The sequence below is a fragment of the Streptomyces sp. NPDC043853 genome, from assembly GCF_056436025.1.
Map to the genome: position 1 here is coordinate 44,307 of NZ_JBWKDJ010000003.1, position 23,530 is coordinate 67,836.

The window sequence follows — 23,530 nt, forward strand, 5'->3', positions numbered from 1 at the left end:
AGCCACCACGGTCGTCACGGCGCTCGAAGCCACGGTCACCACGGTCGTCCCGGCGGTCACGGTTGAAGCCACCGCCGCGGTTGTCGTCCCGGCGGTCGTCGCGGCGGAAGCCACCACGGTCGTCACGGCGCTCGAAGCCACGGTCACCACGGTCGTCCCGGCGGTCACGGTTGAAGCCACCGCCGCGGTTGTCGTCCCGGCGGAAGCCACCGCGGTCGCCGTCCCGGCGGTCACGGTTGAAGCCACCACGGTCACCACGGTCGCCACGGTCGTCCCGGCGGTCGCGGCGCTCGAAGTTGCCCCGCTCGTCGCGCTGGGCACGCTCGGCGCGCTCGGCGCGCTCCGCCTCGGCGGCCGCGGCCGCGACGGCCTGGGCCAGCTCGGCCTCGGCGGCCTCGGCGGCCTCGGCCACCGCGGTCTCCGGGTCCTCGCCGCGCTCACGGGCGGCGCGGGCGACCAGGCGCTCGGCCTCCTCGCGGAGCTCGACGGCACGCTTCTGGAGGCGCTCCAGCTGCTTGGTCAGGTCGGCGACCTCGCGCTCGGCCTGCTTGGCGGCGTTGTTCGCGGAGTCCGCCTGGACCTCGGTGAGCGAACGCGCGCCGGTGATCTCGGCGACCTCCGGGTCGAACGCGCCCGCCCCGCCGACGATGTGGCGCGAGGCGTCCACGCCCGCGTCCTCCATCAGGCGGAAGATCTGGCGGCGCTGGTGCGGCAGGGCCAGGGAGACCACGACGCCCGAGCGGCCGGCGCGGGCGGTACGGCCCGAGCGGTGCAGGTAGTCCTTGTGGTCACCGGCCGGGTCCACGTTCAGCACCAGGTCGATGCCGTCGACGTGGATGCCGCGGGCGGCGACGTCGGTGGCGACGAGGACGTTGACGTAACCGTCCTTGAAGTCGGCCAGGGTGCGCGTACGGGCGCCCTGGGTCATGCCGCCGTGCAGCGCGTCCGCCTTCACGCCGGCGTCGCGCAGCTGCTCGGCGACGCGGTCGGCGCCCAGCTGGGTGCGGACGAAGATGATGGTGCGGCCCTTGCGGGCGGCGATGGCGGCGGTGACCGGAGCCTTGTCCTTCGGCTTCACGACCAGCACGTGGTGGGTCATGGTGGTGACCGCGCCGGCCGACGGGTCGACCTCGTGCGTGATCGGGTTCACCAGGTAGCGCTTGACCAGGCTGTCGATCTCGTTCTCCAGGGTGGCGGAGAAGAGCAGGCGCTGGCCGCCGGCCGGGACCTGGTCGAGCAGCTCGGTGACCTCGGGCAGGAAGCCCAGGTCGGCCATCTGGTCGGCCTCGTCGAGGACCGCGATCTTGACCTGGTCCAGGGAGCAGGCGCCGCGGTTGATGATGTCGCGCAGTCGGCCCGGGGTGGCGACGAGGATGTCGACACCGCGCTCCAGGGCGTAGATCTGGTTGCCCATGGAGGTACCGCCGCAGACGACCTTCATCTTCAGGCCGAGCACGTCGCCGTAGGGCTGGAGGGCGTCCGCGACCTGCATCGCGAGCTCACGGGTCGGGGTGAGGATGACGCCGCGGGGCTTCTTCTTCTCCGTGTGGCCGTCGGCCAGCGTGGCCAGCAGCGGGAGGCCGAAGGAGAGGGTCTTGCCGGAGCCGGTGCGGCCGCGGCCCAGGATGTCCTTGCCGGCCAGGGCGTCCGGGATGGTCGCGGCCTGGATCGGGAACGGGGTGGTGACACCGTTCTGAGCGAGCTTGCGGACGACGCCCTCCGGCAGACCGAGGTCCCCGAAGGTGATGGTCGGCTCGGCCGGCTCGTCGGCGTCGTCGGCGTCGTCAGCCGAGATCTCCGCCTCGTAGGCCTCGATGGCCTCGTCGACCTCAAGGGTCTCGACGATCTCTACGGCCTCGACAGCCTCGAGGGCCTCGATCGAGTCGTTCTCGGGCATGACGGCACGGTCAGAACTGGAAATGGACATGCGAATGCGAAAACCTTCCGGAGTCTCGGCACGCGCCCAAACTCCGTGAATCGCAAATTCGACCGCCTCAATGCGGTCAGTCACGGCAAGGGAGAGTACGCGCCACACGGCGCTCTTCGGGTTCGGCGCCGGGCAATGGGATCAAACGATCTATAACCATACGCACCTCTCCCCCACCATGGCAAATCCGCAGGCCGGAGGGGGAGCCGGGGCCCCGCCAGGGTCAGCCCGCCGCCTGGGGCTGGGGGCCCGGCTCCGTGCTGGGCCCCGGGTCCGCCGGCGGAGTGGGTGTGGGGTCCGTCACAGGCGGCTCCGGCGTCGGGGGCTGGACGGGCGGCGTGGGCTCGCCCCCGCCCGAACCGCCGGAATCACCGGCCCCGGGCGGCGGGTCCTGCGGACCCTGGCCGCCGCCGGCCGCGCCGCCGGCCGAACCCGCTCCGCCGGCCGAACCGCCGGGGCCGCCCGGGCCCGCCGAGGGCGAGGGCCCTCCGGGTGCGCCCGGGGAGGCGCCGGGCCGGGGCGTGGCCCCGACCGGGACCGGCTTGCCCTCCTCACCCGGCTTCACGTCCTTGCCCTCCGCCCCGGTCCGCTTGCCGTGCCCGGAGCCGTGGCCCCCGGCCGCCCGCCCGGAACCGCCGGCACCGCCCGATTCGGCGGCCGGCCCCCGGCGATCACCGGAGGAGGACGGCGAGGGCTTCGCGGAATCGTCGCTCACACTCATGCAGCCCGCCGCCGCCGCGACCGCGATCGCGGTGACGGCCAGTCGGAGGGAGGCGGAGAACTGGCGCACGGGTGGCACCTCCAGGGGTGGCGTGTGCGGCGGAGCGCCCGCGGGACAGCGGGTCGGTCTGCCCAACTCCCTTCGCCCCGTTGGGGACACGCCCCCGCGGACGCAACCTGTCCTCGAACACCCGGACGACCCGGTCAGGCGCGGCCCGCCAGCTGCTCCGCCACCTGCCACCCCAGGTGTACGGCGCCCAGCCCGACCAGCAGCGACCCCGCCACGTTCGCCACGGCCAGGAAGCCCCGGCCGCGCTCGGCCAGCCGCAGGGTCTCGTAGGAGAACGTGGAGTACGTGCTCAGCGCCCCGCACAGCCCCGACCCGAGCAGCGCGTACGGACCGGCCGAGAGCGAGGCCCCGGCCAGTGCGCCGAGCAGCAGGCAGGCGCCCGCGTTGACCACGAACGTCCCCCACGGGAACACCGAGTCGTGCCGCAGCTGCACCGCACGGTCCGTCAGATACCGGAGCGGAGCGCCGACCACGGCCCCCGCCACCACCAGCACCCAGTTCACCCGCCGCCCTCCCGGAGCGCCCGCCGGGTCACCACGGCCGCGAGCCACACCGCGCCCAGCGCCCCCACGACCGTCCCGCCCGCGTACGCCAGCGCCGTACCGGCCTCGTCCCCGTCCAGCAGCCGCGCGAAGTCCAGGGCGTACGTCGAGAAGGTGGTGAACCCGCCCAGCACCCCCGTCCCGAGGAACGGCCGCACCAGCGGGTGCGCCGTCCGCCCGCCCTCGCTCACCAGCACCATCAGCACGCCGATCAGCGCGCAGCCGACGAGGTTCGTCCAGAAGGTGGCCCAGGGGAACCCGCCCGGCACGGCCGGCCACAGCAGCGACACCGCGTACCGCGCCACCGCCCCGAGGGCACCGCCGGCCGCGACCGCGGCCAGTACCCGCCCCTGCGGCTCGGTGCGCTGGGCGGACACGTGGAGGTCGACGTCCGGATCGATCGCCTCCGCGCCCGCCACCGGATGGGTCACCCGCACCCCAGGGCGTGCAGCCGGTCGTCGTCGATCCCGAAGTGGTGGGCAATCTCGTGGACCCAGAAATTTTCGTCAAACATCTCTCACCAAACCATCCGAAAACCTACGATCATCCACAGGGAGTAACGATTGGAGGCGCCAGTGTCACCACGCTCGGCGTTCACTCGCGCCGTTTCGCCACTCAGGGCGATTCTCTACCTGCGCATATCGGATCTCACGGACACCTCGACCTCGATACCGCGCCAGGAGAAGGCCTGCCACTCGAAGGTGGACGACCTGGGCGCCAATGTGGTGAAGATCTTCAAGGACGTGGACAAGTCCGGCTACCACACGTACGTGGAGCGCCCCGATTGGGACGCCGCCTTATCCATGCTCCGCGAGCGTCTGGCGGACGCACTGATCGTCTTCAAGGTTGACCGCGCAACGCGTCAGGGCATCCCACAGGCGTCGGAGGTCATCCGTGTCGTGTACGAGACCGGCTGCCGCTTCATCTCTGTCGCGGACGGTATCGATTCCCGGAACGAGGGCTGGGAGATCCAACTCACCCTTGCCGCCCATCAGGCCCACAAGGAGTCCGAGAACACCTCGATCCGGGTCTCGGATCTTCGGGCGGACGAGCGGGACGAAGGCCGCTGGATGGGCAATCGCCCGTATGGCTTCATCGTCACGCCAGAGCGGAAGCTCACCCTGCACCCGGAGGAGTCGGAGATCGTCGGTGCCGTGGTCGCCAAGCTCCTGGACGGCCAGTCCCTCCGGTCCGCCCGTGTATTGCCAGCCGCCCCTGCGGCCTCGAACCGACAGGGTCCCGCTCCCTCGTAGCTGCCCCACGACGCCCTGATGTTCCGCTTGTCGGCCAGGGCAGAGCGACGACGGATCGGGCGTCGTCCGGGCGTCACTCAGAGGGGCATCAATGACGCCTCAATGGGCGTCACACCGGTGTCATTTCAAGGCGGTTGGCCCTGGCTTTGGCGTCATAACGACGACCGCCGTGGTGCCGAATGATGTTGCGGGCCGTACGAACGGGCCTGCGTATGAGCCAGGACGAGTTCGCCAACGCGCTCCGCCAAGCGGGGACCGAACCGGGAGAGCCCAACGAGGCGCCCAAGCGCCTTGTGCAGCACCGGGAGTCCGGGGCGAGCAAGACGCCCCGGGGCGTCTGCGCCAGGGCATTGGAACGGGTCACAGGCCGGCCGGTGGAAGCCCTGGGATTCGCCCTGCCTGTACCGATGGCACGGGTCCACGCCGATGGGACAGCAGGACATGACATGGGCGCTGGAGCAGGGGGTGTCACCTCCGCGGCCGCGAGCGCCGCGCCAGGCTGACGGCTACTACCAGGGCGCCCGGTACCCCAGTGCGATTCAACTGCCGGTCGAGCCGACGGGCCGACGAATGGCCGGGAAGTGGGTCGGCTTCGGCAAGCACTTCGACGTGAACACCGGGCCGTGGGAGTTGCGGCTGGTCGACCGGTCCACGAACAAGGCGGCACTGGAGCGGTACAGCCAACCGCCGGAGTGACCGCCCGAAGGCTTCACGCGCCTCTCCTCCGTGGAAGTGACGTGCCTCACGGAGAATGGCGGTGTGCTGGAGATGACGCGAGAAGCCTTCGAAGAGCTGGTGGCCGATGCCCTGGACACGATCCCGCCCGAGCTGACGCGGATCATGGACAACGTGGCGGTCTTCGTGGAGGACGAACCGTCCGCCGACGATCCCGACCTTCTGGGGCTTTACGAGGGAACTCCGCTCACCGAGCGGGGCGAGTGGTACGCCGGAGTCCTCCCGGACCGCATCTCGATCTACATGGGGCCGACGCTGCGCATGTGCGAGGACGCGGACGACGTGGTTCACGAGGTTGCCGTGACCGTGGTCCATGAGATCGCCCACCACTTCGGCATCGACGACGAGCGCCTTCACGAGCTGGGCTGGGGCTGATCCCGAGCGGCTCGGTCAGCCTGCGATCAGGCCGCGGGAGTCACCTGAACAGGGGATTCCTCACCCGAAGGGGCGCGTGCGACGGGATCTCGTGGACCACGGTGATCTCGGTCTCCTCGACCACTTCCTCGCGGCTCTCGCAGATCCGGAGGGTCGGGTTGCGGTAGATCGTGATGCGGTCGGGGAGGACGCCGGCGTACCACTCGCCGCGGTCCGTGAGCGGAGTCCCCTCGTACAGCCCGAGGAGTTCCGGATCGTCCGCCGGCGGCTCGTCCTCCACGAACACCGCCACGTTGTCCATGAGCCGCATCAGCTCGGGCGGGATCCGGTCCAGGGCCTCTGCGACGAGCTCCTCGAACTCCTCACGCGTCATCTCCAGCACCCGGCCATTCTCCCCCCGGCGGGAATCGTTTTGGCGATAGCTCCCCGCATCCCATATGCTTCTCACGTCCCCGACGCGCTGGAAAGCGCCCAGGCGGGCCTCTTAGCCCTCATCGTCTAGTGGCCCAGGACGCCGCCCTTTCAAGGCGGTAGCACGGGTTCGAATCCCGTTGGGGGCACGCACAACCCTGTGCGAGACTTGTTCTCGCACGAACATGGTCCTGTGGAGCAGTTGGTTAGCTCGCCACCCTGTCAAGGTGGAGGTCGCGGGTTCAAGTCCCGTCAGGATCGCTGAGGCTCGAAAGAGTCCTCGTGGCTGGGTAGCTCAGTTGGTACGAGCGATCGCCTGAAAAGCGATAGGTCGCCGGTTCGACCCCGGCCCCAGCCACAAGAAGAAAGGCCCCGTCCCTCGGACGGGGCCTTTCTCGTTCCGGCCTTTCCACTGCCCCGCCCCCGTTGCTCCGCTTCCCCCGTTCGGCCGCATTCGGACCCGTTCGGCCTCTTTTGGCCGTCTCCCCGCCCCGGTTCACTCGTCCGTACGAACCTCGGCGCGGCGCCAACGCGCCAGGCCGATGCCGAGGCCGCCCAGTGCCACCAGCCCCAGCACCGCCCAGTCCGGCACCCCGTCCGCCACGCCGCGCACCCACTGCTCCACCGCGAACGAGTCGTCCACGTCCAGCAGCCCCGGCAGCGCGCTCGCCCCGTCGTACGCGAGGAACAGCCCGCCCAGCATGACGAAGAACAGCCCGGACAGCAGCGAGGTGGTGTGCAGCTCCAGCCGGCCCACGGAGAAGGCCCGTCCGCGCAGCCAGCGCCGCCGCCCCAGCTCGAACCGCTCCCAGAGCAGCGCCAGCAGGAACAGCGGCACGGCCATACCCAGGGCGTAGACGGCCAGCAGCAGGCCGCCGTAGGCCGGGGAGCCGGACACCGCGGCCACCGTGAGGACGCTGCCCAGGATCGGGCCGGCGCAGAACCCGGCCAGCCCGTAGACGGCGCCCAGGGCGTACACGGACAGCGCGGTGGTCGGGCGGATCCGGCCGGAGAGCCCGGAGATCCGCCGCGAGGCGAAGCCCAGGCCCAGGATCTGGGCCAGGCCCAGCGCGATGATCAGCCAGCCGCCGGCCAGCACCAGGGCGTCCCGGTGGCCGTGGAAGAACCGCCCGGCGGTCGAGGACGCCGCACCCAGCGGCACCAGGGTGCTCGCCAGGCCGGCGTAGAAGATCCCGGTACGGGCGAGCAGCCGCGAGGCGGAGTCGATCGAGTACGCGAAGAAGGCCGGGAGCAGCAGGGCGCTGCACGGCGAGAGCAGTGCGAGGAGGCCGCCCAGCAGCGCGGCCAGGTACCCGATCTCCATCAGCGGGCCGCCGGGGTCCCGGACGGGGCCGCCGCCGGGTTCGCGGACGTCGGCGTGGCGGGCTTCGTGGCGGCGGCCTTCGCAGCGGCCCGCTCGATGGCCGCCTCGAACTCGCCCAGGGGCAGCGCCCCGGCGATCGGCTCCCCGTTGATCAGGAAGGACGGGGTGGAGGAGACCCCGATCCGGTGCCCCTCCTCCTGGTCCTTGGCCACGGCCTCGTCGGCCGCCGTGCCCTCCATGTCGGCCTTGAACCGCTCCAGGTCCGGGACCCCGGCCCGTCGGGCCAGCTCGGCCAGCCGGTCCGCGCCGAAGCCCTTCTCCTTCTCCCCCTTGGCGTAGGCGGCGGAGTGGAAGGCGTGGAAGCGGCCCTGCTGCGCGGCCGCCCAGGCGGCGCGGGCGGCGCCCTCGGACTCGCCGCCGAAGATCGGGAAGTTCCGGTACTCGATGCGGAGGGTGCCGCCGTCCACGTACTTCTCGATCAGTGCGGGCTCGGTGTCCCGGGCGAACTTGCCGCAGTATCCGCACCGGTAGTCGGCGTACTCGATCAGCACCACGGGGGCGTCCGCCCGGCCCACGGCCAGCTTGTCGCCGGCGTCCCGGCGGGCCAGGGCGAGCAGGTCGGCCCGGGGCTCGGCGGCGGCCGTGGTGCCGGGCGCCGGGGAGGACTGCGCGGAGCCGGGGAGCGGCCGGTAGTCGAACCAGCCGGTGTCCCGCTCCTCCGGGGCGGTGGCCTGCCAGGAGACCAGTCCCATGACGACGGCGACCAGCACCACCCCCGCGGAGATCAACAGCGGCTTCAGCGGCTTCAGCGGCTTCTTCGACGCGGGCGTCCCGGGGCGGGGCATGACGGGCCTCTCACTCGTGCGTTGGGGCGTTTCAGGGGATCTAGTCCGCAAATGCTACGGGTAGGCCCTCCAAATCGGTTCGCCAGCCGGCGGGCCCGGGTGAGATCCTCGATTACGTATGTCTACTTCCTTCGCCGCCCTGCAGACGCTGCTCGGTGAGATCTCGCTCCGCGACGCTCACCGGCTCGGCCGTCGCCTCGAAGGCGCTCGACGCATCCGCAAGCCCGAGGCCAAGCAGGCCGTACTCGACGAGATCGCCGCGGAGGCCGCGAAGGCCGCCGAGCGGCTGGCGGGCCGTGCCGCCCGCATGCCCGAGGTCACCTACCCCGAAGCGCTGCCGGTCAGCCAGAAGAAGGCCGAGATCGCCGAGGCGATACGCGACCACCAGGTCGTGATCGTCGCCGGTGAGACCGGTTCCGGCAAGACCACGCAGATCCCCAAGATCTGCATGGAGCTGGGCCGCGGCGTCCGGGGCATGATCGGACACACCCAGCCCCGCCGGATCGCCGCCCGTACGGTGGCCGAGCGGATCGCCGAGGAGCTGAAGTCCGAGATCGGGCAGACCGTCGGCTGGAAGGTCCGCTTCACCGACCAGGTGGACCCGGACGCGACCTTCGTGAAGCTGATGACCGACGGCATCCTGCTCGCCGAGATCCAGACGGACCGCGAGCTCCGCGCCTACGACACGATCATCATCGACGAGGCCCACGAGCGCAGCCTCAACATCGACTTCCTCCTCGGCTACCTCGCCCAGCTGCTGCCGAAACGTCCCGACCTCAAGGTCGTGATCACCTCGGCGACCATCGACCCGGAGCGCTTCTCCCGGCACTTCGGCGACGCCCCGATCGTCGAGGTCAGCGGTCGTACCTATCCGGTGGAGGTGCGCTACCGCCCCCTCCTGGAAGAGGACTCCGAGGACAGCGACCGCGACCAGATCACCGCGATCTGCGACGCCGTCGACGAGCTCCAGAAGGAGGGGCCGGGCGACGTCCTGGTCTTCCTCTCCGGCGAGCGCGAGATCCGCGACACCGCCGACGCGCTGATCAAGAAGAAGCTCCGTTTCACGGAGGTGCTGCCGCTCTACGCCCGCCTCTCGCACGCCGAGCAGCACCGGGTCTTCCAGCAGCACACCGGCCGCCGCATCGTGCTGGCCACCAACGTCGCCGAGACCTCCCTGACGGTCCCCGGCATCAAGTACGTGATCGACCCGGGCACCGCCCGGATCTCCCGCTACAGCCACCGCACCAAGGTGCAGCGGCTCCCCATCGAGCGGATCTCCCAGGCCAGCGCCAACCAGCGCAAGGGCCGCTGCGGCCGAACCTCCGACGGCATCTGCATCCGGCTCTACTCCGAGGCCGACTTCGACGCCCGCCCGGAGTTCACCGACGCCGAGATCCTGCGCACCAACCTGGCCTCCGTCATCCTGCAGATGACCGCGGCCGGCCTGGGCGAGATCGAGAAGTTCCCCTTCATCGACCCGCCGGACCACCGCAACATCCGCGACGGCGTGCAGCTGCTCCAGGAGCTCGGCGCGCTGGACCCGGCGGAGAAGGACCACAGGAAGCGGCTCACCCCGATGGGCCGCAAGCTCGCCCAGCTGCCCGTCGACCCCCGGCTGGCCCGGATGGTCGTCGAGGCCGACAAGAACGGCTGCGTCCGCGAGGTCATGGTGATCGCCGCGGCCCTGTCCATCCAGGACCCGCGCGAGCGGCCCTCGGACAAGCAGACCCAGGCCGACCAGCAGCACGCCCGGTTCAAGGACGAGACCTCCGACTTCCTGGCCTTCCTCAACCTGTGGCGGTACGTCCGCGAGCAGCAGAAGGAGCGCGGCTCCTCCTCGTTCCGCCGGATGTGCAAGCAGGAGTACCTGAACTTCCTGCGGATCCGGGAGTGGCAGGACATCTACTCCCAGCTGCGCACGGTCGCCAAGACCATGGGCATCCACCTGAACGAACAGGACGCCCCCGAGCAGCAGGTCCACGTGTCGCTGCTGGCCGGCCTGCTCTCGCACATCGGTCTGAAGGACACCGACAAGAACGAGTACCTCGGTGCCCGGTCGGCGAAGTTCGCGGTCTTCCCGGGCTCGGCGCTGTTCAAGAAGCAGCCCAAGTTCGTGATGTCGGCGGAGCTGGTGGAGACCTCGCGGCTGTGGGCCCGGGTCAACGCCAAGGTGGAGCCGGAGTGGGTCGAGCCGCTGGCCCAGCACCTGATCAAGCGCACGTACAGCGAGCCGCACTGGGAGAAGGACCAGGCGGCCGTGATGGCGTACGAGCGGGTCACGCTGTACGGGGTGCCGATCGTCGCCCAGCGGAAGATCAACTACGGGCGGATCGACCCCGAGGTCTCCCGGGAGCTGTTCATCCGGAACGCGCTGGTCGAGGGCGACTGGCGGACCCATCACAAGTTCTACGCCGACAACCGCAAGCTGCTGACCGAGGTCGAGGAGCTCGAACACCGGGCCCGGCGGCGGGACATCGTCGTGGACGACGAGACCCTCTTCGACTTCTACGACCAGCGGATCCCCGAACACGTGGTGTCCGGCGCCCACTTCGACTCCTGGTGGAAGCACAAGCGCCGGGAGGAGCCCGAACTCCTGGACTTCGAGCGGGAGATGCTGCTCACGGAGAAGGCGGCCGGGGTCACCAAGGCCGACTATCCGGACACCTGGCGGCAGGGCGGCCTGAAGTTCAGGGTCACCTACCAGTTCGAGCCGGGCGCGGACGCGGACGGCGTGACCGTGCACATCCCGCTCCAGGTGCTGAACCAGGTCACCGAGGAGGGCTTCGACTGGCAGATCCCGGGTCTGCGGGAAGAGGTCGTCACGGAGCTGATCCGGTCCCTGCCGAAGCCGGTCCGCCGGCACTACGTGCCCGCGCCGAACTTCGCGGGCCGCTTCCTGGGGATCGTGGCGGGTTCGGCCGGCGAGGGCGGCCGGGCCCTGCAGGAACCGCTGACGGCCGCCCTGGCCCGGGAGCTGCAGCGGATGGTCGGGGTGCCGGTGTCCGCCGGTGACTTCGACCTCTCCCGGATCCCGGACCACCTGAAGATCACCTTCCGGATCGTCGACGAGCGGCGCAGGAAGATCGCCGAGGACAAGGACCTGGAGTCCCTGCGGCTGAAGCTGAAGCCCAAGGCCCGCCAGGCCCTGTCCAAGGCCGCCGCGGCCACCGCCGAGCGCTCGGGCGGGGAGTCCCTGGAGCGGACGGGGCTGACCGGCTGGACCATCGGCTCGCTCACCAAGGTGTTCGAGACCCGGCGGGCCGGGCAGCCGGTGAAGGCGTTCCCGGCGCTGGTGGACGCCGGCGACAGCGTGTCCGTACGGCTCTTCGACACGGAGGCCGAGCAGGAGCGGGCGATGTGGCTGGGCACCCGCAAGCTGATCATGCTGAACATTCCGGTGAACCCGGCGAAGTTCGCCTCCGAGAAGCTGACCAACCAGCAGAAGCTGGCGCTGTCCCGCAACCCGCACGGATCCATCCAGGCGCTGTTCGACGACTGCGCGACGGCCGCGGCCGACAAGCTGATCGCCGACCACGGCGGCCCGGCGTGGGACGAGGCCGGCTTCGCCAGGCTCTTCGACGCCGTGCGGGCCGACCTGGTGGAGGTCACCGTGCGCACGGTCGGCCAGGTGCAGCAGGTCCTGGCCGCCTGGCAGGCCTGTGAGCGCCGCCTGAAGGCCACCCAGAGCCTGGCGCTCATGAACAACCTCCAGGACGTCAGAACGCAGCTGGCGGCCCTCGTGCCGGCCGGTTTCGTGACGCTGGCCGGGCTGCGGCGGCTGCCGGACCTGATGCGCTACCTGGTGGCGGTGGACCGGCGGTTGCAGCAGATGCCCACGGCGGTCCAGCGCGACACCACGCGCATGGAGAAGGTCCACGAGATGCAGGACGAGTACGCCTGGCTGCTGGAGCAGTTGCCCAAGGGACGGCCGGTGCCGGACGAGGTGACGGAGATCCGCTGGATGATCGAGGAACTCCGGGTCAGCTACTTCGCGCACGCCCTGGGGACGGCGTACCCGATCTCGGACAAGCGGATCGTGAAGGCGGTGGACGCCGCCGCCCCGTGATCCGGTTCGACCTCAACCCCAGAACTGCTGTACAGTCTGACTCGCAACCAAGGTCCTGTGGAGCAGTTGGTTAGCTCGCCACCCTGTCAAGGTGGAGGTCGCGGGTTCAAGTCCCGTCAGGATCGCAACAGGCTCAGGGCCCGTATCCCATTGGATACGGGCCCTGAGTCGTTTTCCCGTGCGGCCGTTTTCCCGTGCGGCCGCTTTCCCACGCGTTTGGCGTTTCCGGGGACATCGATACCGCCGAGGGACGAGAATCCCTCTAACGAGTGCACCGCCTCGCGCACAAGAGTGATCCACTGTGACAGGGGTCACCACACGAATTTTCGAGATCCCCTCTTTTATCGCACCCCTACGCGACCTCAATTTAATATGTGCAATGGCACCCTCGTGCGGGCGCGACCGCGGGAGCCGGCCGGAGTACGGACCGGGCAGGACCGGGGCAGCGCCGGGGCAGGGCCGGGCACAAAAAAGATCGCGCTGGACCCGGCGGAGTCCAGCGCGATCGAACGACGTGGTGAACCTGTTGGGGCAGGTCCGGTCGTATGAAGCATGGTGGGTTTCATCGGATTGGGGGATCCGTTCGAACCCGGTGAAGCGGGGTGCTACGGGTGCTACGGGTGCTGCGCGGCCTTAGGCCTCGCTGCGCTGCTGCGGGATTCCCGCGAGCAGAGCGCGAACCTCGGCCTCGCGGTATCGGCGGTGCCCACCCAGGGTGCGGATGGACGTGAGCTTGCCGGCCTTGGCCCAGCGGGTCACCGTCTTCGGGTCCACGCGGAACATCGTGGCGACCTCAGCCGGGGTCAGCAGCGGCTCGGCATCAGGGGTGCGAGCGGTCATGAGCGGCCTCCTCGGGAGAACCGAACCATCTCGGTTCTTTCCTCTAAATTCTGCACCTTGGCCCGCGTTGCCCGAAATGGACAGACGCGGGCCGAGTCGGTTATAGGACGAACGGCTTGTCCTCGGCACTACAACTACACCATCTGTCCAGCCTCGTCGGCCAAACCGACGGAATTGCCCTCCGAGGTGTTCATCAGCGGCGGAAGCCGATGGACCCGCCCATAACGGACAGTCACCCCACCGTAACGATCAGTCACAGAGCGATCAGGAGTCGCGAGACCCCCCATAGAGTGCAATGCCGAGCATTCCGCCCTTAGTTGGACGGAAGGAACCCTCCCCGGACTCCTTGTCCTATTTTGGCACGAGGGTAGGGGAACGGCGCAAGGGTGTGGTTAGTGCGGTCCGTCACGCTTGGGCCAATGGCCCGTATCGGGACGTAGGTCCTGGCACTAGGACCCCAATGCCGGAGTTCGGGTCCATGATCCCTGATTGTGCCCATTGGACCGAAAGCACCGACACGCGGCATCCGGTGGGGAGTTCCCGTCCGGGCGACAGGACCGCGCCGGACCTGCCGGGGGACCCGCCGCCGGAGAGCCCTCCGGCGGCCGGCGCGGAAACGATCCGCCGACTGGCAAAGAGTCTCCACGTCAGAACGTGACGCGTCTCTCCCTTCAGGACGTGACGCGCGTCTCGTTCACGGGGGCTCAGTTGGCGAAGAGCCGCTCCCGGACCGCCCTCCACCGCTCCGCCAGCCCCCCGTACACCGTCCGCGCGCCCTCCGCGTCCCCCGCGCGCAGCGCCGCCAGTCCGGCCGCCAGGTCCGCCGCCGACCGGTCCGCCGCGAGCCGGGCCGGGGGCAGCGCGTGCACCAGCCCGCCGTAGTCCAGCTCCACCATCGACCGCGGGTGGAACTCCTCCAGCCAGCTCCCGACCTCCACCAGCCCCTCGGCCAGCCCCGCGTAGCCCTCCGCCTCCCGGAGCGTGCGCAGTCCGCGCGCCAGCCGCCGCCGGGCCTGCACCATCGGCGTCCGGTAGCGCAGCAGTTCCCCGGGCACGTACTCCCGCTCCGCGTCCGCGACCAGCACGAACCAGCGCAGCGGCACCTGCCACACCGCCGTGCGGATCCACGGCCGGGCATCGGGGTTCCGCTCCCGCCAGCGCCCGTACTCCTCGGCCGCCCGCCGCCGCACCCCCGGCGGCACCGCCGCGTCCAGCACCGGCCGCGGGAACTGCGCGACGAGCTCCTCCAGCGCCAGCCAGCCGCGCAGCCGGGTCCGCCACGGGCAGACCAGGAGCACCCCGTCCACCTCCTCGGCGAACGCGTCCGAGCTCTCCCGCTCGAACACCCCGGAGGGCGGAACCCGCACCAACTCCGCCAGCGAGCGTCGCAGTTCGTCCTGGGCGGTGGGCCGCTCACCGCGCCGGGCGTACTCCGCCCAGTGGGTCCGCTCCGGCTCCGGAAAGGCCCCCAGGGGCTCGTAAACGCGCAGGTAGGAGGCGTACGGCACGGTCGGCGCGGAGCGTGCGGAGGGGACCGGGAGATCGCTGGATTCGCTCACGCACTGCTCTTCCCCCGCACCGCCCGGAGCTACTCCGCGCCCGGCGCACCCCGCGGCCGGGGTCCCCCCGGACGGAGTCCGCGGGAGGTGATCCGGGCCACTCCGCACCGCGCCCGCCCGCCCAGGTCTTACGCTGCTCATACAAGCCCTCCCCACCCTCAGGAGGGTCACCGCCGCATCTCTTCCATGGGAGTCACCACCGTGACCGAAATGACCGACGGCGTCCTGCACACCCTGTTCCGCACGGAGCAGGGCGGCCACGAGCAGGTCGTGCTGTGCCAGGACCGCGAAAGCGGTCTCAAGGCCGTCATCGCCATCCACTCCACCGCGCTGGGCCCCGCCCTCGGTGGTACGCGGTTCCACGCGTACGCCTCGGACGAGGAGGCCGTCCTCGACGCGCTGAACCTCGCGCGGGGCATGTCGTACAAGAACGCCCTCGCCGGCCTGGACCACGGCGGCGGCAAGGCCGTGATCATCGGCGACCCCGACGTCCTCAAGTCCGAGGAACTCCTGCTGGCCTACGGCCGGTTCGTGGAGTCCCTGGGCGGCCGCTACGTGACCGCCTGCGATGTCGGCACCTACGTCGCCGACATGGACGTGGTGGCCCGCGAGACCCGCTGGGCGACCGGCCGCTCCCCCGAGAACGGCGGCGCCGGCGACTCCTCGGTCCTCACCGCCTACGGCGTCTTCCAGGGCATGCGGGCCAGCGCCCAGCACCTGTGGGGCGACCCGACCCTGCGCGGCCGCAAGGTCGGCGTGGTGGGCGTCGGCAAGGTCGGCCACTACCTGGTCGAGCACCTGCTGGCGGACGGCGCCGAGGTCGTCATCACGGACGTCCGCCAGGAGTCGGTGCAGCGGATCCTCGACAAGCACCCGGGCAAGGTCACGGCCGTGGCCGACACCGAGGCCCTGATCCGTGTCGAGGGCCTCGACATCTACGCCCCCTGCGCGCTGGGCGGCGCCCTGAACGACGACTCCGTGCCGGTGCTGACCGCCAAGGTGGTCTGCGGTGCGGCGAACAACCAGCTCGCCCACCCGGGCGTCGAGAAGGACCTCGCCGACCGCGGGATCCTCTACGCGCCCGACTACGTGGTCAACGCGGGCGGCGTGATCCAGGTCGCCGACGAGCTGCACGGCTTCGACTTCGACCGGTGCAAGGTCAAGGCCACCAAGATCTTCGACACCACTCTGGAGATCTTTGCACGCGCGAAGGCCGATGGCATTCCGCCGGCCGCCGCGGCCGACCGGATCGCCGAGCAGCGGATGGCCGACGCCCGCGCCGCCGCCCGCCGGGCGTAAGGATCGGGACCTCCCGGGTGCGCCCGCCGGGGTGTGGCGAGACAAGACTCACTGCACTTCGGCGGGTCGCCCGCCAATAAAGGGTTAAAATCGCAGCTGACCAGCGAGTACAGGGCGTCTCATGGTCACTGCGCCGGGGCACGTCATGCGGGCGGCGTACCGTATGGCCGCGGAAGCAGGTACCGTTAAAGCCCTAAGGACGGTCTCTCCACGGAGAGCCCGCTCCGAACCATGAACGCGTGTCAAGACTCTGGGGCCGTCGAGCCCCGTCACCGAGGGGGTCGAGCCATGGGGCGCGGCCGGGCAAAGGCCAAGCAGACGAAGGTCGCCCGCCAGCTGAAGTACAGCAGCGGCGGGACTGATCTGACGCGTCTGGCCAGCGAGCTGGGCGCATCGACTTCGCAACCGCTCTCGCAGCAGCCGCCGAATGGCGAGCCGTTCGAGGACGACGACGAGGACGAGGACGACCCGTACGCCCGCTACGCGGAGCTGTACAACGACGATGACGAGGACGAGGACGACGAGTCCGGTCCGTCGCAGCAGCGTCGCGGCGCTTGACGCGCCCACCTCGCTCACCGCTTCGCACACGACGCATCACACACTGAAACCCGGTCCAGGGCATTGCCCCGGACCGGGTTTCGGCGCTGCTCAGCTCGCGTAGGCACCCGTCAGGGCCGCGCCCTCGGAGTGGTCGCCGCGCTCGGTGATCTCGCCCGCGACCCAGGCGTCGACCCCGCGGTCGGCCAGCGTGGTCAGGGCCACCTCCACCGACTCCTGCGGGACGACGGCCATCATGCCGACGCCCATGTTCAGGGTCTTCTCCAGCTCCAGCTGCTCCACCCGGCCGGCCTTGCCCACCAGGTCGAACACCGCGCCCGGGGTCCAGGTCGAACGGTCGACGGTGGCGTGCAGGTGGTCCGGGATGACCCGGGCCAGGTTGGCGGCCAGGCCGCCACCGGTGATGTGCGAGTAGGCGTGGACCTCGGCGGTGCGGGTGAGGGCCATGCAGTCCAGCGAGTAGATCTTGGTGGGCTCCAGCAGCTCCTCGCCGAGGGTCCGGCCGAACTCCGGGACCTCCCGGTCCAGGGACAGCCCGGCCCTGTCGAAGAGGACGTGACGGACCAGCGAGTACCCGTTCGAGTGAAGGCCGGAGGAGGCCATCGCGATCACCGCGTCACCCGTTCGAATGCGATCGGCGCCGAGCAGGCGGTCGTACTCGACCACGCCGGTGCCGGCACCGGCCACGTCGAAGTCGTCCGGCCCGAGCAGGCCCGGGTGCTCGGCGGTCTCGCCGCCGACCAGTGCGCAACCGGCCAGCACGCAGCCCTCTGCGATGCCCTTGACGATCTGCGCGACCCGCTCCGGGTGGACCTTGCCGACGCAGATGTAGTCCGTCATGAACAGCGGCTCGGCACCGCAGACGACGATGTCGTCCATGACCATGGCGACCAGGTCGTGGCCGATGGTGTCGTACACACCCATCTGGCGGGCGATGTCGACCTTGGTGCCGACCCCGTCGGTGGCGGAGGCGAGCAGCGGCCGCTCGTACCGCTTGAGCGCGGAGGCGTCGAAGAGTCCGGCGAATCCGCCGAGGCCGCCGAGGACCTCGGGGCGCTGCGTCTTCTTCACCCACTCCTTCATCAGCTCGACGGCGCGGTCGCCCGCTTCGATGTCGACGCCCGCGGACGCGTAGCTGGCACCGGTGCCCGCCTGCGGAGCAGGCTCAAACGACTCAGCTGACATGGCAGAGAGAACTTTCGTGTCGTACTGCGTGAGGGGTTACGGGCGGTCACGGACCGGACGGCCCGTGACCCGTCCCGCTACGGACGACGGAGCGCGTCGGCGGCGTCGGTACCGCCGGCCAGCTCGGTCTCCAGCAGCTGCTTGCCGAGGAGCTCCGGATCGGGCAGCTCCATCGGGTACTCGCCGTCGAAGCAGGCACGGCAGAGGTTCGGCTTCTGGATCGTCGTCGCCTCGATCATGGAGTCGAGGGAGATGTACGCGAGGGAGTCGGCGCCCAGCGACTTGCCGATCTCCTCGACGGTCATGCCGTTGGCGATCAGCTCGGCGCGGGTCGCGAAGTCGATGCCGAAGAAGCAGGGCCACTTCACGGGCGGGGAGGAGATCCGGATGTGGACCTCGGCCGCGCCGGCCTCGCGGAGCATCCGGACCAGGGCGCGCTGGGTGTTGCCGCGGACGATCGAGTCGTCGACGACCACCAGGCGCTTGCCGCGGATGACTTCCTTGAGCGGGTTGAGCTTCAGGCGGATACCCAGCTGGCGGATCGTCTGGGACGGCTGGATGAAGGTCCGGCCGACGTAGGCGTTCTTCACCAGGCCGGAGCCGTACGGAATCCCGCTGGCCTCGGCGTATCCGACGGCGGCGGGGGTGCCCGACTCCGGCGTCGCTATCACCAGGTCGGCGTCGGCGGGCGCTTCCTTGGCGAGACGGCGGCCCATTTCGACGCGGCTGAGGTAGACGTTCCGGCCGGCGATGTCCGTGTCCGGACGGGCCAGGTAGACGTACTCGAAGACACAGCCCTTGGGCTTCGCTTCCGCGAATCGGGAGGTGCGGAGGCCGTTCTCGTCGATCGCGATGAGCTCGCCCGGCTCGACCTCGCGGACGAAGCTGGCGCCGACGATGTCGAGGGCGGCGGTCTCACTGGCGACCACCCAGCCGCGCTCCAGGCGACCGAGGACCAGCGGGCGGATGCCCTGCGGGTCACGGGCCGTGTAGAGGGTCCCCTCGTCCATGAAGACGAGCGAGAAGGCTCCCTTGACCTTCGGGAGCACCACGCGGGCGGACTCCTCGATGGTCAGCGGCTTGCCGTCGGCGTCGACCTGTCCGGCGAGCAGGGCCGTCACCAGGTCGGTGTCGTTGGTCGCGGCCACCTGGGTGGCGCGGCCGTCCTGCCGGGGGAGGTCGGCGACCATCTCGGCGAGCTCGGCGGTGTTCACCAGGTTGCCGTTGTGGCCCAGGGCGAGCGAGCCGTGGGCGGTCGCCCGGAAGGTGGGCTGGGCGTTCTCCCAGACGGAGGCGCCGGTCGTCGAATAGCGGGCGTGACCGACCGCGATATGACCCCTGAGAGAACCCAGGGAGGTTTCGTCGAAGACCTGGGACACAAGGCCCATGTCCTTGAAGACGAGGATCTGGGAACCGTTGCTCACAGCGATGCCCGCGGACTCCTGTCCACGGTGCTGCAGCGCATACAGTCCGAAGTAGGTGAGCTTGGCGACCTCTTCACCCGGAGCCCAGACACCGAAGACGCCACAAGCGTCCTGGGGGCCCTTCTCGCCGGGGAGCAGGTCGTGGTTGAGTCGTCCATCACCACGAGGCACAACACCGAGTCTAGGCGACGTCGACCACTGGTCCGAATTGGGGACGCCCGAAAAATGTCACAGCACGAAGGGTGACTGTCTACGCGTGTCTCGGTATTCGGATGCCGATCTTGGCACTTTCGGGACATGTCGTGGAGGCTCCCGTGCCATCCAGCCCCTCGGTGACGGCACCGTCACCCTCGTCGAGCGCCGACACGTCGACCTGGTCCGTGTGGCGGGCGCCGTCCGCCAGCAGGCCGACAGGGCGGCCGTCGAACCGGCCCGGCTCGCGGAGCTGCGGTCCGCCTGGGAGAGGACCGACGGCACGCTGCTCCCTACCCGGGCTGATCCTGCGCTGTCATGATCACCACATGACCACCGAACCCACCGCGTACCTGCGGCAGCTGCCGATCGGCGAACCCATCCCGTTCCCCGACACCGGCATCCAGGAATGGGACGTCTTCCCCTACGAGGGGGACATCCGCGTCCGGGAACTGCAGCCGCCGACCCTGCCCGAGCCGCCGCGGAACGGGGAGCACGGCCCGGAGGGCTGCGTGCCGTGCTCCTACGCCGACGCCGACTGCCTGTGGACGGACGAGCACTGGCGGCTGGTCGACGAGCACGGCGCCATGCCGGCCATCGTCAAGCTGCTGCCCCGCGGCCACCACGACCTGGCCGACCTGCCGGCCGGGCGGTCCGCGGAGCTGGGCCCGATGATCCAGCGGGTCGAGCGGGCCCTGCTCTCCCTGGGCGGGATCGCCCGGGTGCACGTGAACCGGTGGGGCGACGGCGGCGCCCATCTGCACCTGTTCTTCTTCGCCCGGCCGGAGGGCATGCTGCAGTTGCGCGGCAGCTGCCTGCCGCTGTGGGACGAGGCGCTGCCCAAGGTCGACGGGGAGCTGTGGGCGGCGAACCGCGGCGCCGTGGCGAAGGCCATGGCACAGGACGGCGGTACCGCCCACGTCTGACCGGCGGTCCGGGGCGGGCGCCCGCGTCAGTCGGTGCGCGCGCTCGCCCTCAGGCCCGTACCGTCGGCCGCTGTCAGGGTGAGCACCCCGCCCTCCACGGTGTGGTGCAGCGGCCCGCTGCGGAGCAGCGCGGAGAAGGCCCGTTCCACCTCTCCGGCCGGGCCGGTGCAGGCCATCCGGGTGGCGGCCACCGGGCCGAAGGTGACCTTCGCGCCGTCGACCACCGCCTTGCTGCTGAACCGGTTGCAGCCGAGGCTGCCGGTCACCGCGCCGTCGGCGGCGATCGTCAGCTCGGCCCGTCCCTCCGCACCGGCCGGCAGGGAGGACACGGTGTCCCCCTTGATCAGGGAGTCCACCCTCCAGCGGGTGCCGGTGAGCGGCGGAGCCGGCGGGCGGGGCGCGGAACTCAAGCCGATCCGGTCCCCGGACGGGGCGGTGAGGGTCAGCGCGTCACCCTTGCGGTCGACCGCCAGGCGGCCCTTGAGCAGGTCGGCGAAGGCGTTCTCGAAGGCGAGGTCGGGGCAGGCCACCTGGGTACGCGGGCCGGGCTCCACGGTGACGGACCGGCCGTCCTCCGCCACGCCCAGCTCGGCGGTCAGGCCGTTGCAGCCGAGGTTGCCCCTGGCTCGCTCCAGCCCGGGTTCGACGGTCAGCTCGGCCTGCGGGGGTGCCTGCAGGGTGCGGCCGCCGACGGTCAGCGACTCGACCGACCAGGTGCCCGCGGACAGGCCCTGCCCGTCCTTCGGGCCGGCCGGCCGGTCCCGTGCCTGCTCCGTGCCGCCGCAGCCGGCGAGGGCGAGTACGGCGGCCAGGAGGAGGGGAATGCTTCGGACGGTTCGGGAGGTTCGGCCGGTAATCCTCATGCCCCTCCGACGTGCCCGCCGCGGAAGCGGTTCCGCCGACCGGCCCGGTCAGCTCATCACCGGGAGCAGGTCCGACAGGTCCGCCCGCTCCCCGGAGGCGCCGACCCGCGCTGCCGCCAGCTCCGCCGCCCACCGGGCACGCCCGGTCGCGAGCCGGATCCAGGTCAGCGGGTCGGTCTCCACCACGTTCGGCGGGGTGCCGCGGGTGTGCCGGGGGCCCTCCACGCACTGGACCACGGCGAACGGCGGGATCCGCACCTCCACCGCCCCGCCCGGCGCCTTGGCGGCGAGCGCGTCGGCGAGCACCCGCACACAGGCGGCCAGGGCCTGCCGGTCGAGGGGGATCTCCAGCCCGAGGGCCCGGTTGAGGTCGTCGGTGTGCACCACCAGCTCCACCGCCCGGGTCACCACGAAGTCGGCCACGGACATGCCGCCGATCCACAGCGCGAGCAGCCGGTCCCCGGGCAGGACGCCGAGCAGCTCGGTGAACCGCTCCCCGGTCCGCGCGTACAGGGCTGCGAGGTCCGCCGCCCCCGCGGGCTCCTCGTCCCGGCGGTGCGCGCCGGCGATCCGGTCGGCGAGCGGCTCGGTGGCGAACGGCCAGGTGCGTACGGTCACTTCGGCCTTCTCCGCCGGGGGCCGCGCGGCGGCTCCGGCGAGCGAGCCCACCGCCCACGCGATGTGCGCGGCGAGGTCCCCCACGGTCCACTCCCCGACGCCCGCGGCCGCGGCGAGCTGCTCCTCGCTCAACCCGCGCACGGCGTCGGCGACATGGCCGTACTGGGCCAGTACCGCCGCCCTGGTCCTGGCCGGGTCGTAGCTGCGCGTCTTGGGTGCCATGCGGCGAGTCTGCCCGATCAGTCCCCGCCGCCGCAGCCGCCGCAGCTGCTGCCGCAGGAGCTCCCGCAGCTGGAGGAGGAGCCGCAGCTCGACGACGAGGACGAGGAGGAGGAGGAGTCGCGCTGCTCCAGGCGCCGCTTCTTCTCCCTCGCCTCCTCCGCGCGCTGCTTCACCCGGTACGAGCTGCCCTCCGCACGCCACCGGTACGGGCCCCGCCGATAGAGGTCTCGGGCGGGCGCGGCCGTGGTCGCGGACTGCAGACGGGTGCCGGAGTACCCGTACACGGCGTACTCCAGCACCAGTTCGGCGCCTTCGTGCGGCAGCCCGTACAGCAGTGCCTCGAAGGGCTCGGAACAGGAGTCGATGTCGTGGTGCTTGCGGCGCAGGTGCTCCTCGGAGGCGCCGAGCAGCAGCCTGCCCTTGCCGCGGCTGTAGCCGTTCTCGAAGCGGTCCGGGTAGGCGAGCAGCGGGCGGGCCTCGGTGGTGCGGGCGTCCGGGTAGATCCAGTCGACCTCGTACCGGGAGCGCACGCCCACCCGGAGAACGGGCTGGGGGGCGCGGTGCAGCCGGCGCGCGGCGGCCCGGGCGGTGGCGCCGCGGCCGAGGACCGTGGTGCCGGGAACGAGCAGGAGCAGGGCGAGGACCTGCTGGCCGATGCCGTCGTAGGAGCCCGGCTCCGCGGCGCCCAGGTCCTCGGTCAGCGCCCAGACCAGCAGGGCGGCCGCCGCCAGGCACAGCCCGCCGCCGGTCAGGAGCAGGGCCAGACCGCGCTTGCGGTGGCCCACCGGGAGCTCCTCCGGCAGCGGGTGCCGGGCCTCGCCCGCCACGGCGAGGGCGATGGCGCGCTGCCGGCGGCGGGCCCGCAGGCGCAGCAGCGCGCCCGTGGCCGTCCACAGGGCGAGTGCGATCACCAGCCCGTCCCCCGCACGGCCCGCGGAGTCGGCCGGGGCGAGTTGCCCGAGGTCCAGGACCGCGGTGCCGGCCACCACGGCAGCGGCCACCACGGCGGCCCCGGGCAGGAAGCGGAACCACAGGGGCAGGGCGATCAGCAGCACCGCCGCCGCGTAGCCGTCCCAGACGGTGCCGCGGGTGACCTCGTCCTCGTTCCAGGCCAGCAGCACCACCGACAGCAGCACCAGGGGCGCGAGCACCCATGACGTGGCCGCGGGGACGAACAGCGCGGGGGTACGGGCCTTCAGCCAGCGCTCTGCCTCGGGCAGGGGCCATTCCGCGACGCCGCCGTCGGGTATCGCGGCGGGAGGAAGGTACTTGACGTGCTCACTCACGGCGTCAGTATCGGAGGCGACCCCCGACGGGGATAAGGCCCCTTGTGGCACGGAACGGCTACGACCGCTTCCGCCCGGCCGCCGGCCGCGGTCAGCCCCCCGCAGCCGCCGCAGCTGCTGCCGCAGCCCCCGGCGTCGCCGCCTCCGCAGCCGCCGCCGCTGTCGGCGGCGTTCCGGCGGCCGTCCCGGTCGCCCGCCCGGCTCCGGCCGGCGCGCACCTGCTCCTTGTGCCGTTCCGCCAGGGCCTGCAGGTACTCCTCACGGGCCACCTTGTGGGAGGTGCCCGCGGC

The 23,530-nt window shown here is 71.1% G+C and carries 23 protein-coding genes and 4 tRNA genes; 12 read left to right on the plus strand and 15 right to left on the minus strand.

The window, feature by feature from the left end; translation table 11 throughout:
• The 5 genes from AC067U_RS08890 to AC067U_RS08910 form a co-directional block, all read right to left on the minus strand.
• The coding region (locus tag AC067U_RS08890) for a DEAD/DEAH box helicase (RefSeq protein WP_478828971.1) at nucleotides 1–1,897 on the minus strand (1,897 nt) is incomplete at its 3' end.
• Nucleotides 1,898–2,150: 253 nt separating this feature from the next.
• On the minus strand, nucleotides 2,151–2,717 hold the full coding sequence (locus AC067U_RS08895) for a hypothetical protein (RefSeq protein ID WP_478828972.1): 567 nt from the start codon (nucleotides 2,715–2,717) through the stop codon (nucleotides 2,151–2,153).
• A 134-nt stretch (nucleotides 2,718–2,851) separates the two neighbouring features.
• Nucleotides 2,852–3,220 carry a fluoride efflux transporter FluC gene (locus AC067U_RS08900; protein WP_478828973.1) on the minus strand — a complete coding sequence of 123 codons (369 nt, stop codon included), beginning with the start codon at nucleotides 3,218–3,220 and terminating at the stop codon, nucleotides 2,852–2,854.
• Complete coding sequence (gene crcB, locus AC067U_RS08905; RefSeq protein ID WP_478828974.1) at nucleotides 3,217–3,690, minus strand: fluoride efflux transporter CrcB; 474 nt, start codon at nucleotides 3,688–3,690, stop codon at nucleotides 3,217–3,219. The genes AC067U_RS08900 and crcB overlap by 4 nt, the downstream gene beginning before the upstream one ends.
• Nucleotides 3,687–3,773 (minus strand): metallopeptidase family protein, encoded by an 87-nt coding sequence (locus AC067U_RS08910; protein WP_478829559.1) that lies wholly within the window; start codon nucleotides 3,771–3,773, stop codon nucleotides 3,687–3,689. The genes crcB and AC067U_RS08910 overlap by 4 nt, the downstream gene beginning before the upstream one ends.
• Before the next feature lie 61 nt (nucleotides 3,774–3,834).
• On the opposite strand from AC067U_RS08910, the gene AC067U_RS08915 reads away from it, so the two are divergent.
• The 3 genes from AC067U_RS08915 (at nucleotide 3,835) to AC067U_RS08925 (ending at nucleotide 5,622) form a co-directional block, all read left to right on the plus strand.
• Nucleotides 3,835–4,512, plus strand: coding sequence for a recombinase family protein (locus tag AC067U_RS08915; RefSeq protein ID WP_478828975.1), 678 nt, complete (start codon nucleotides 3,835–3,837; stop codon nucleotides 4,510–4,512).
• Between the two features lie 570 nt (nucleotides 4,513–5,082).
• Complete coding sequence (locus tag AC067U_RS08920; protein WP_478828976.1) at nucleotides 5,083–5,208, plus strand: hypothetical protein; 126 nt, start codon at nucleotides 5,083–5,085, stop codon at nucleotides 5,206–5,208.
• 63 nt (nucleotides 5,209–5,271) lie between these two features.
• Nucleotides 5,272–5,622, plus strand: coding sequence for a metallopeptidase family protein (locus tag AC067U_RS08925; RefSeq protein WP_478828977.1), 351 nt, complete (start codon nucleotides 5,272–5,274; stop codon nucleotides 5,620–5,622).
• Nucleotides 5,623–5,662: 40 nt separating this feature from the next.
• Here the strand turns inward: AC067U_RS08925 and AC067U_RS08930 are convergent, their stop codons facing one another.
• Nucleotides 5,663–6,004, minus strand: coding sequence for a metallopeptidase family protein (locus AC067U_RS08930; protein ID WP_478828978.1), 342 nt, complete (start codon nucleotides 6,002–6,004; stop codon nucleotides 5,663–5,665).
• A gap of 105 nt (nucleotides 6,005–6,109) precedes the next feature.
• Between AC067U_RS08930 and AC067U_RS08935 the strand changes: the two genes are divergently transcribed.
• The 3 genes from AC067U_RS08935 to AC067U_RS08945 all read left to right on the plus strand — a co-directional run bounded on the left by AC067U_RS08935 (nucleotide 6,110) and on the right by AC067U_RS08945 (nucleotide 6,391).
• Nucleotides 6,110–6,182, plus strand: a tRNA-Glu gene (locus AC067U_RS08935).
• A 38-nt stretch (nucleotides 6,183–6,220) separates the two neighbouring features.
• Nucleotides 6,221–6,294, plus strand: a tRNA-Asp gene (locus tag AC067U_RS08940).
• A 23-nt stretch (nucleotides 6,295–6,317) separates the two neighbouring features.
• Nucleotides 6,318–6,391, plus strand: a tRNA-Phe gene (locus tag AC067U_RS08945).
• 138 nt (nucleotides 6,392–6,529) lie between these two features.
• On the opposite strand, the gene AC067U_RS08950 is transcribed toward AC067U_RS08945, so the two are convergent.
• The gene (locus AC067U_RS08950; RefSeq protein ID WP_478828979.1) at nucleotides 6,530–7,357 is read right to left on the minus strand and encodes a cytochrome c biogenesis CcdA family protein; all 828 of its coding nucleotides are present in this window, start codon (nucleotides 7,355–7,357) and stop codon (nucleotides 6,530–6,532) included.
• On the minus strand, nucleotides 7,357–8,202 hold the full coding sequence (locus tag AC067U_RS08955) for a DsbA family protein (protein ID WP_478828980.1): 846 nt from the start codon (nucleotides 8,200–8,202) through the stop codon (nucleotides 7,357–7,359). The genes AC067U_RS08950 and AC067U_RS08955 overlap by 1 nt, the downstream gene beginning before the upstream one ends.
• Before the next feature lie 118 nt (nucleotides 8,203–8,320).
• On the opposite strand from AC067U_RS08955, the gene hrpA reads away from it, so the two are divergent.
• The gene (gene hrpA / locus AC067U_RS08960; protein ID WP_478828981.1) at nucleotides 8,321–12,268 is read left to right on the plus strand and encodes an ATP-dependent RNA helicase HrpA; all 3,948 of its coding nucleotides are present in this window, start codon (nucleotides 8,321–8,323) and stop codon (nucleotides 12,266–12,268) included.
• A 51-nt stretch (nucleotides 12,269–12,319) separates the two neighbouring features.
• Nucleotides 12,320–12,393, plus strand: a tRNA-Asp gene (locus AC067U_RS08965).
• 508 nt (nucleotides 12,394–12,901) lie between these two features.
• Here AC067U_RS08965 and bldC read toward each other — a convergent pair.
• Complete coding sequence (gene bldC, locus AC067U_RS08970) at nucleotides 12,902–13,108, minus strand: developmental transcriptional regulator BldC (protein ID WP_003949541.1); 207 nt, start codon at nucleotides 13,106–13,108, stop codon at nucleotides 12,902–12,904.
• A gap of 704 nt (nucleotides 13,109–13,812) precedes the next feature.
• Complete coding sequence (locus tag AC067U_RS08975; protein ID WP_478828982.1) at nucleotides 13,813–14,667, minus strand: DUF8083 family protein; 855 nt, start codon at nucleotides 14,665–14,667, stop codon at nucleotides 13,813–13,815.
• 201 nt (nucleotides 14,668–14,868) lie between these two features.
• On the opposite strand from AC067U_RS08975, the gene AC067U_RS08980 reads away from it, so the two are divergent.
• Nucleotides 14,869–15,966 carry a Leu/Phe/Val dehydrogenase gene (locus AC067U_RS08980; protein ID WP_478828983.1) on the plus strand — a complete coding sequence of 366 codons (1,098 nt, stop codon included), beginning with the start codon at nucleotides 14,869–14,871 and terminating at the stop codon, nucleotides 15,964–15,966.
• A gap of 288 nt (nucleotides 15,967–16,254) precedes the next feature.
• On the plus strand, nucleotides 16,255–16,524 hold the full coding sequence (locus tag AC067U_RS08985) for a DUF3073 domain-containing protein (protein ID WP_393571949.1): 270 nt from the start codon (nucleotides 16,255–16,257) through the stop codon (nucleotides 16,522–16,524).
• 90 nt (nucleotides 16,525–16,614) lie between these two features.
• Here AC067U_RS08985 and purM read toward each other — a convergent pair whose 3' ends face one another.
• Both purM and purF read right to left on the minus strand, forming a co-directional pair.
• Entirely contained in the window at nucleotides 16,615–17,709 is a 1,095-nt protein-coding gene (gene purM / locus AC067U_RS08990) for a phosphoribosylformylglycinamidine cyclo-ligase (RefSeq protein WP_478828984.1), read from the minus strand.
• 77 nt (nucleotides 17,710–17,786) lie between these two features.
• Complete coding sequence (purF, locus tag AC067U_RS08995) at nucleotides 17,787–19,304, minus strand: amidophosphoribosyltransferase (protein WP_478828985.1); 1,518 nt, start codon at nucleotides 19,302–19,304, stop codon at nucleotides 17,787–17,789.
• Nucleotides 19,305–19,389: 85 nt separating this feature from the next.
• Here purF and AC067U_RS09000 point away from each other — a divergent pair, with 85 nt between their 5' ends.
• Nucleotides 19,390–19,647, plus strand: coding sequence for a putative leader peptide (locus AC067U_RS09000; protein WP_478828986.1), 258 nt, complete (start codon nucleotides 19,390–19,392; stop codon nucleotides 19,645–19,647).
• Between the two features lie 7 nt (nucleotides 19,648–19,654).
• On the plus strand, nucleotides 19,655–20,251 hold the full coding sequence (locus AC067U_RS09005; RefSeq protein ID WP_478828987.1) for a hypothetical protein: 597 nt from the start codon (nucleotides 19,655–19,657) through the stop codon (nucleotides 20,249–20,251).
• Nucleotides 20,252–20,277: 26 nt separating this feature from the next.
• Here the strand turns inward: AC067U_RS09005 and AC067U_RS09010 are convergent, their stop codons facing one another.
• From AC067U_RS09010 to AC067U_RS09020, 3 genes are read right to left on the minus strand one after another with little or no spacing between them, the layout of a single operon-like run.
• Nucleotides 20,278–21,114: an META domain-containing protein gene (locus AC067U_RS09010; protein ID WP_478828988.1), complete on the minus strand. Its 837-nt coding sequence runs from the start codon at nucleotides 21,112–21,114 to the stop codon at nucleotides 20,278–20,280.
• 48 nt (nucleotides 21,115–21,162) lie between these two features.
• Nucleotides 21,163–21,954: a maleylpyruvate isomerase family mycothiol-dependent enzyme gene (locus tag AC067U_RS09015; protein ID WP_478828989.1), complete on the minus strand. Its 792-nt coding sequence runs from the start codon at nucleotides 21,952–21,954 to the stop codon at nucleotides 21,163–21,165.
• Nucleotides 21,955–21,971: 17 nt separating this feature from the next.
• The gene (locus AC067U_RS09020; RefSeq protein WP_478828990.1) at nucleotides 21,972–23,240 is read right to left on the minus strand and encodes a hypothetical protein; all 1,269 of its coding nucleotides are present in this window, start codon (nucleotides 23,238–23,240) and stop codon (nucleotides 21,972–21,974) included.
• Between the last annotated feature and the right edge of the window lie 290 nt (nucleotides 23,241–23,530).

Excerpts from the sequence above, each read along its gene's own strand:
- AC067U_RS08910 (WP_478829559.1), bottom strand. The coding sequence starts at position 3,773 with ATGTTTGACGAAAATTTCTGGGTCCACGAGATTGCCCACCACTTCGGG.
- AC067U_RS08920 (WP_478828976.1), top strand. The coding sequence starts at position 5,083 with ATGGCCGGGAAGTGGGTCGGCTTCGGCAAGCACTTCGACGTGAACACC.
- AC067U_RS08950 (WP_478828979.1), bottom strand. The coding sequence starts at position 7,357 with ATGGAGATCGGGTACCTGGCCGCGCTGCTGGGCGGCCTCCTCGCACTG.
- AC067U_RS08955 (WP_478828980.1), bottom strand. The coding sequence starts at position 8,202 with ATGCCCCGCCCCGGGACGCCCGCGTCGAAGAAGCCGCTGAAGCCGCTG.
- hrpA (WP_478828981.1), top strand. The coding sequence starts at position 8,321 with ATGTCTACTTCCTTCGCCGCCCTGCAGACGCTGCTCGGTGAGATCTCG.
- bldC (WP_003949541.1), bottom strand. The coding sequence starts at position 13,108 with ATGACCGCTCGCACCCCTGATGCCGAGCCGCTGCTGACCCCGGCTGAG.
- AC067U_RS08985 (WP_393571949.1), top strand. The coding sequence starts at position 16,255 with ATGGGGCGCGGCCGGGCAAAGGCCAAGCAGACGAAGGTCGCCCGCCAG.
- purM (WP_478828984.1), bottom strand. The coding sequence starts at position 17,709 with ATGTCAGCTGAGTCGTTTGAGCCTGCTCCGCAGGCGGGCACCGGTGCC.
- AC067U_RS09005 (WP_478828987.1), top strand. The coding sequence starts at position 19,655 with ATGACCACCGAACCCACCGCGTACCTGCGGCAGCTGCCGATCGGCGAA.
- AC067U_RS09010 (WP_478828988.1), bottom strand. The coding sequence starts at position 21,114 with ATGAGGATTACCGGCCGAACCTCCCGAACCGTCCGAAGCATTCCCCTC.
- AC067U_RS09015 (WP_478828989.1), bottom strand. The coding sequence starts at position 21,954 with ATGGCACCCAAGACGCGCAGCTACGACCCGGCCAGGACCAGGGCGGCG.